Origin of the sequence: Pseudomonas sp. FSL R10-0056 (genome assembly GCF_009600105.1) — a bacterium.
GTDB classification, from domain to species: Bacteria; Pseudomonadota; Gammaproteobacteria; order Pseudomonadales; family Pseudomonadaceae; genus Aquipseudomonas; species Aquipseudomonas bubulae.
Genome location: NZ_WIWL01000018.1, coordinates 1 through 6809, shown reverse-complemented (window position 1 = coordinate 6809; position 6809 = coordinate 1). Strand labels below are relative to the sequence as shown.

The 6809-nt window shown below is 60.3% G+C and carries 6 protein-coding genes and 1 pseudogene; 3 read left to right on the top strand and 4 right to left on the bottom strand.

The genetic code is table 11. The features are described from left to right. The 4 genes from GHO42_RS01205 to GHO42_RS01190 form a co-directional block, all read right to left on the bottom strand. On the bottom strand, positions 1–523 hold a 523-nt coding region (locus GHO42_RS01205), incomplete at its 3' end, for an aldehyde dehydrogenase family protein (RefSeq protein ID WP_153384081.1). 86 nt (positions 524–609) lie between these two features. Beyond that, positions 610–1557, bottom strand: coding sequence for a dihydrodipicolinate synthase family protein (locus GHO42_RS01200; RefSeq protein WP_095002155.1), 948 nt, complete (start codon positions 1555–1557; stop codon positions 610–612). Between the two features lie 49 nt (positions 1558–1606). Beyond that, positions 1607–2533 (bottom strand): 4-hydroxyproline epimerase, encoded by a 927-nt coding sequence (locus tag GHO42_RS01195; protein WP_153328927.1) that lies wholly within the window; start codon positions 2531–2533, stop codon positions 1607–1609. 57 nt (positions 2534–2590) lie between these two features. Then, entirely contained in the window at positions 2591–4234 is a 1644-nt protein-coding gene (locus GHO42_RS01190) for an APC family permease (RefSeq protein WP_153328925.1), read from the bottom strand. A gap of 202 nt (positions 4235–4436) precedes the next feature. Here GHO42_RS01190 and GHO42_RS01185 point away from each other — a divergent pair, with 202 nt between their 5' ends. The 3 genes and pseudogenes from GHO42_RS01185 to GHO42_RS25945 all read left to right on the top strand — a co-directional run. Beyond that, positions 4437–5210: an AraC family transcriptional regulator gene (locus GHO42_RS01185; protein ID WP_095002272.1), complete on the top strand. Its 774-nt coding sequence runs from the start codon at positions 4437–4439 to the stop codon at positions 5208–5210. Positions 5211–5317: 107 nt separating this feature from the next. Then, positions 5318–5794: a transcription elongation factor GreB gene (gene greB / locus GHO42_RS01180; protein WP_029611319.1), complete on the top strand. Its 477-nt coding sequence runs from the start codon at positions 5318–5320 to the stop codon at positions 5792–5794. Between the two features lie 845 nt (positions 5795–6639). Beyond that, positions 6640–6809: pseudogene (locus GHO42_RS25945) on the top strand (short-chain dehydrogenase); the annotation flags it as partial.

The window sequence follows — 6809 nt, the reverse complement described above, 5'->3', positions numbered from 1 at the left end:
GTGCCGACGCGGTGTCGCCGCCCGCCACCGAGAACGCCAGCGGGAAGTTGCTGGCACCGAATACCGCCACCGGCCCCAGTGGCACCTGGCGTTGGCGCAAATCTGCACGGGGCAGTGGTTGGCGCTCGGGCAGTGCGTTGTCGACCCGCACATCCAGCCATTCTCCAGCGCGTACGGTACGGGCAAAGGTACGCAGTTGCTGGCAGGTACGTGCGCGTTCACCGACGATGCGCGGGTGTGGCAGGCCTGATTCGCTGACGGCGCGGTCAATCAATTCATCGCCCAGGGCTTCGATTTCAGCGGCGATGGTTTCCAGAAAAGTGGCGCGAGTTTCCAGTGAGGTCTCGCGAAAGCTGTCAAAAGCCTCCTGGGCCAGGGTGCACGCCTGCTCGACATGTTCGCTGCCGCCGCCAAGGTAGGCCGGTTCGAGCACAGTGCCGGTGGCGGGATTGATCGCCCGGATCGCTTCGCGGTTACCGGTGATGGCTTGCTGACCGATCAGCATGTTGCCTGTCAGAGTCATGGCGTGTTCCTAAAAATGGGTTGGCTGGAACAAGGCGGCGCACATGATGTGCGCCGCTGTTCAGGGATGCAGGGCTGCGCTGCGGGTCAGGCGACGTTCTGTTCGGCGGACCAGGTTTTGTACCACTGGCGGAACAGGCTGTACTGGTTCTCGGCGTAGTGGCGTTGGGCATCGCTCAGCGCATCGGTGTCGTTGAAGTGCAGGCTGTATTCTGTGTCGCCATTGAGCACCATCAGGTGCTTGTAGTAGAGCACCAGGTCAGTGCCTTCATCGAACGACGAGAGCACCGCCAGGGCGGCTTCCAGCTCGCGGGCCAGGCGACGGGCTTTAGGGTCGCCCTTGGCCGCTTGCTTGCTCAGGGCCACCAGGTGCAGCACTTCGCGAGGCAGGGCGTTGCCGATGCCGGTAATGGCGCCGGTGGCGTTGCAGTTGACGAAGCCATGCACAACCTGGGTGTCGACGCCGACCATCAGGGTCACATCATCGTCTTTGGAAGTGATGTGTTCGGCGGCGTAACGCATGTCGGCAGCACCGCCGAACTCTTTGAAGCCGATCAGGTTCGGGTATTGGCTACGCAGTTCGAAGAACAGGTCGGCGCGGGTGGCGAAGCCGTAGTACGGGCTGTTGTAGATAACCGCCGGTAGCTGTGGAGCGGCTTGCAGGATGGCGGCGAAGTGAGCTTTTTGCGCAGCAGGCGAGGCTGCACGGGACAGCAGGCGTGGAATCACCATCAGGCCCTGGGCGCCAACTTTGGCAGCGTGTGCCGCATGGGACACCGCTTCGCGGCTGTTTACGGCGCCGGTGCCGACGATGGTTGGGATGCCCGCAGCTACCAGGCGTGCCACACCTTCCTGGCGCTCGGCTTCGGTCAGCAAAGGCCAGTCACCCATGGAGCCGCAGTACACCACGGCACTCATGCCGATATCGATCAGTTCGCGGCCCTTGGCCACCAGCGCGTCGAAGTCCGGCTTGCGCTCGGCGGTGCAAGGGGTCATCAGGGCAGGCATGCAACCGGTGAAAATGTTATCGCTCATTGTTCTAACTCCTCGAGTCGTTTATTCGGATGTGTTTACGGCGAAGGGCTTAAATGCCCCACGCGAAAGGATCTCTTTCGTCGATCAGCAGCATGCTGTCGGCGGTCATATAGGCCTGGCCGGTAATGAACGGGCGAATGCGCTCGCCGTCCCATTGATAACTGCCGACAAACTGGCTGGCGGTGATGCTGGCCTGCACCCAGGGCTGGCCTGGAGCCAGCTTGCCGTCGGCGGCCAGGCACGCCAGCTTGGCGCTGGTGCCGGTGCCACAGGGCGAGCGGTCATAGGCCTTGCCCGGGCACATGACAAAGTTGCGGCTGTCGGCCTGGTCGTCGTCGGCAAACAGTTCGATATGGTCGATCAGGGCACCGTCTTCGCCGTGGATACCCTGTGCCTCAAGGGCCTTGAGCATGGTCCAGGTGTACTCGGTCAGGGCTTCGACATTGTCCAGTTGCAGTGTCTTGCCGTGATCGGAGACCAGGAAGAACCAGTTGCCGCCCCAGGCAATATCGCCCTGCACACGGCCATGCCCCGGCACCTCAACGGCGACCTGCTGGCGATAGCGGTAGGAGGGCACATTGCCTACGGTGACCTTGCCATCTGGATGCAGGGTGGCGGTGACCGGGCCGACCGGGGTGTCGATCTTGTGCTCGCCGATCTCGATCTGGCCCAGGTGATGCAGGGAGGCGATCAGGCCGATGGTGCCGTGGCCGCACATGCCCAGATAACCGGCATTGTTGAAGAAGATCACCCCGCACGTGGCATCCGCCGACACGGGCTCGCAGTACAGTGCACCGACCAGTACATCGTTGCCTCGGGGCTCCAGCAGGCAGGCCCGGCGCCATTGGTCATGCTGGTCGCGCAGGGTGTCGCGCTGCTCGGCAATGCTGCGCCCGGCCAGTTGCGGGAAGCCTTTGATCACCACGCGGGTGGGTTCGCCGCCGGTATGTGAATCAATGATATGGACTTGCTTCATGAACGTATCCCTTGGAAGAGAACAACGGCTCGGAGGACTACTGTGGTTAACGGTGTCTCAGGATGAAGTCTGGATAAACGCCCCCGTGGCGTGGCTGGCCGGGGTGTTACTGGCAAGTTCCGGGGCTTCTTCGCTGTCCTCGTCGTCTTCCAGCCGGACCAGATGAGCCGGCACGCCGGTGGCCGCGCCCCAGTAATAGATGCCCGTCGCACAAGCTGCGACGACCAGGGTGTCAAACGGGTGGGCAAGTACGCCCAAGCCGCCGAAAGTGCCGAGTTTGGACAGCACCATGGTTACGGCGTAGAAGCCGATCAGCCACAAGGATGAGCGTACTTGCTGGCCCAGGCTCAGGTGGTTGGTCGGTACGAATCGCGAACACAGCAGGTACACCACGAACATCACGATTTGCAGGCCGAGCAGCCAGGACACGGTGTTCCAGCCTGACCAGTAAACAATCAGCGCAGCGACGATAAATGACAGCGGCCCCATCACCCCCATCCACTTGACCCGGAACGGGCGCGGCATGTCTGGGGCATTGCGGCGCAATGCGGCCACGGACACCGGTGCCACTGCGTAGCTCAGTACCAGGGCGGCAGATACCACGCTGATCAGGGCTTCCCAGGACGGGAAAGGCAGGGTCCAGAACACCGACAGGCCAAAGGTCAGCCACAGCGCCGGGCGCGGGATGCCGGACTTTTCATCGATGCGGGTGAAAATCTTGAAAAACGTGCCGGTTTGCGCCCAGCCATAAATCACCCGCGGTGTGGCATTCATGTAAATGTTGCCGCAGCCGCTTGGCGAGATCACCGCATCAGCCACCACCAGATAAGCCAGCCAGCCCACACCCAGAGCCAGGGCGATGTCGCGATAGGGCAATGCCAGTTCCTTGGTCACGCCGGCCCAGCCGTTGGCCAGCATTTCAGTGGGTACGCCGCCGAGGAAGGCCACTTGCAGCAGCACATAAATCACGGTCGACAACAGGACCGACAGGATCAAGGCAATCGGGATGGTGCGTTGCGGGTTCTTCACTTCACTGGCCACCGAAATGATCGGTGTCAGGCCCAGATAGGCGAAGATAATGCCGCCTGCAGAAACGGCCATCTGCACGCCCGACAGGCCGAACGGGGCGAAGCCCTGGGCGTAGAGATTTTCCGGTTTGAAGAAGGTGAACAGCACGCCGATGACCAGCAGCGGCACGATAAATTTGAATACGCTGACCAGGTTATTGGCCATGGCGAAGGTCTTCACGCTTCGGTAGTTGAGCATGAAAAACAGGCACAGCAGGCCGAACTGCAGGAGCCAGCCCAGGATCGAAGGGTCACTGGAGCCGGCCTTGGTCAGCTCGGGGAACCATGCCGCGGCGTATTGGCGGGCGGCGACCACTTCAATTGCCACCAGGCTGGAGAAGGCGATCAGGGTGATAAAGCCCATCAAGTAACCGAGCAACGGGCCATGGGAGTAAACCGGGTAACGAATGATGCCACCGGCGCGCGGCAGGGCAGCGCCCAGCTCGCAGTAAACGATGCCTAGCAACAGCACGGAAAAACCGCCCAGCAGCCAGGAAAAAATCCCAGCCGGGCCAGCGATCGCCGACACATGACTGGCTGCAAACAACCAGCCGGAACCGAAGATGGCACCCAGACCGATAAAGGTCAGGTCCATCAGTGAGAGCTGTTTCTTGAATTTGCCTTTACCTGACATAGCGTCGCCTTTTTGTGAGTTATTGGTTAGGCAGGTGTGATGTCATTTGCCATTGCGCCAATACGGTTGGCGGGTGTGCAATGGCGCTAGATTGAACGTCGGGGAAAGTTTGCGATTGATCTTTTCCATTGAAGCCGATGACGAAATCAGCACAATGCACCCAAGCGGCCGATACCTGGCCAGTGGTGGGAGAGTGAGTTTTATGACGCAGAATGCTTTTGCAATCCTGAGCCAGGGCAGCGAGTTGAGCCGCCCCGAGAGTCTTGAGCAGTTGCTCTCGGGGGTAGCCCTGTTGCTACCGATGCTCGATGCCATCCCCAATGCCGCGATCTTCATCAAGGACAATGCCGCGCGCTATGTACTGGCCAACCGCACCCTGGTCCAGCGCTGCGGCCTCAAGCAGTTGCAACCCCTGCTCGGCAAAACCAGCGCCGAGGTATTCCCCGCGCAGTTGGGGCCGGGCTATACCGAGCAGGATCGCCAGGTGCTGGAGCAGGGGCTGGTGCTTGAGGACCAGCTGGAACTGCATCTGTACGGGACCCGGGAGCCTGGCTGGTGCCTGACCCACAAGCGCCCGCTGTACAATCTCCAGGGCGAGATCATCGGCCTGGCCGGGATCTCCGTGGACTTGCAATCAGCCAGTGATACCCACCCGGCGTACCAGCGGCTGGCGGCAGTCGATGAGCACATTCGCACGCATTTCAACCGCCGCGTTACCCTGGGTGAGTTGACCCGTATTGCCGGAATCTCCGTGGCGCAACTGGAGCGCTACTGCAAGCGTGTGTTTCACCTGACGCCACGGCAGATGATCCAGAAGGTGCGTCTGGAACACGCCCATCGGCTGTTGCTGACCGATATTCCGATTACCCAGGTGGCCCTGCAGTGCGGATACACCGACCACAGCGCATTCACCCGCCAATTCAAGGCATTGACCGGCTTTACCCCGCGCCAGTATCGCCAGGCCACGGCACAGTGAGAGTGTCGCCGCGCTTGTGATTTTTATCAGCGCCTCTATGTATTTCGTCGCGCCGGGGTGCTAAGAGTCTGCCCTGGCCAATGCAACCTGCTGGAGAACGACCGCGAGTGAGTACCAACATCATCACCAGGCAAGGCCATGAAGCCCTGAAGCAGGAGCTTGACTACCTGTGGCGGGAAAAGCGCCCGGATACCACACGCAAGGTGACCTGGGCAGCATCACTGGGTGATCGCAGCGAAAACGCTGACTACCAGTACAACAAGAAGTTGCTGCGCGAGATTGACCGACGGGTGCGCTACCTGCGCAAGCGCCTCGAGGATGTACGGGTGGTTGATTACTCGCCGGAGCAGGAAGGCCGGGTGTTTTTTGGTGCCTGGGTCGAAATTGAAAACGAGGCCGGGGACGTCAAGAAATTCCGCATTGTGGGTTACGACGAAATCTACGGACGCAACGACTACATCTCCATCGACTCACCGATGGCCCGTGCGCTGTTGAAGAAAGAGGTGGGCGACGAGGCAGTGGTGCAGACCCCGAGCGGGGAAGTGCTGTGGTGGATCAACGAGATTTATTACGAGAAAAGCTAGGGTAAAACCTGGGCGGATATTTAGCCGCTGCAGGGTTTAACTGGTGTACCGCGTACATATCCGGCATCTGCGTTTAACTGGAATATTGGTTTCGCCCTTACGGCGAGTCACTTTTTCCAGACGCCGAAAAAGTAACCCAAAAGGCTTGCCCCTGGCGTACGGCCTTCGCTGCGCTCAGGTTCCCTCGTTCCGGTCCCGCTCCGTGGGCCCGCCGCCACGGGCCATCCATGGCCCATCGCGGCTCTCCCGGCATCCATGCCGGGAGGCCCACTGCGCAGAACCTCCTCTCGGCCTCCCGATGGGGCGGGTAGATCAAGATCAAAAGCCGCCGAGGCGGCCGACCTGATGGCGCAAGTGTGTGCGACGCAATCTTTGTAGCAGCTGACGTGCGGAGCGAGGCTGCGTCCGGTTGCGTAGCGACCGTAAAACCTGGGCCCGGGATTCACCTGAGCGAGCTTAGTGTCCGGTTTTACGACTGCCGAGCAACCGATCGCAGCCTTCGTTCCTCGGCAGCGACTACAGAAACTATAAGCTCACGTTTTTTCGGGATTTTTCTCACAGGTTTGCCAATTGCTGGAGCGAGGGGACGACGCTTATAGTCGGAGCTCGCCGATAAGGCGGGCGGGTTTGGCGACCTGCTTAACATTTAGTTAGCATGCGATTGCTCTATATGGCAGAGCGTGTATTTTGCTCGCGTTGCTCTATGGCAGCTGTGCGTGGGAGATCTTCGGGTCTGCCGGGTTTTCCTAAATGTTACCGGTTCGCCAACCCGCGTACAGCAGCCACCTGCTTTTGTTTGGCGACGAAAACGGTCGGCTCAAATTCGACATTTAGGAGTTTGATTAATGACCGACTCATCGTTTGTCCCGCTTACCGCCATCGACTGCACCATTCCTGCTTTATTGATCGACCGTCACGCGCCCCTTGACGTACTTCACGCCAACGCCGCCGCTCGCGTACTGGCCGTCACGCAACTGATGGAATCGTTTTCCAGTCGGGAAGTGCAAGAGGCTGA

What these genes read in the sequence shown, in the direction of transcription:
- GHO42_RS01190 (WP_153328925.1), bottom strand. Translation starts at nt 4,234, where the DNA reads ATGTCAGGTAAAGGCAAATTCAAGAAACAGCTCTCACTGATGGACCTG.
- GHO42_RS01185 (WP_095002272.1), top strand. Translation starts at nt 4,437, where the DNA reads ATGACGCAGAATGCTTTTGCAATCCTGAGCCAGGGCAGCGAGTTGAGC.
- GHO42_RS01195 (WP_153328927.1), bottom strand. Translation starts at nt 2,533, where the DNA reads ATGAAGCAAGTCCATATCATTGATTCACATACCGGCGGCGAACCCACC.
- GHO42_RS01200 (WP_095002155.1), bottom strand. Translation starts at nt 1,557, where the DNA reads ATGAGCGATAACATTTTCACCGGTTGCATGCCTGCCCTGATGACCCCT.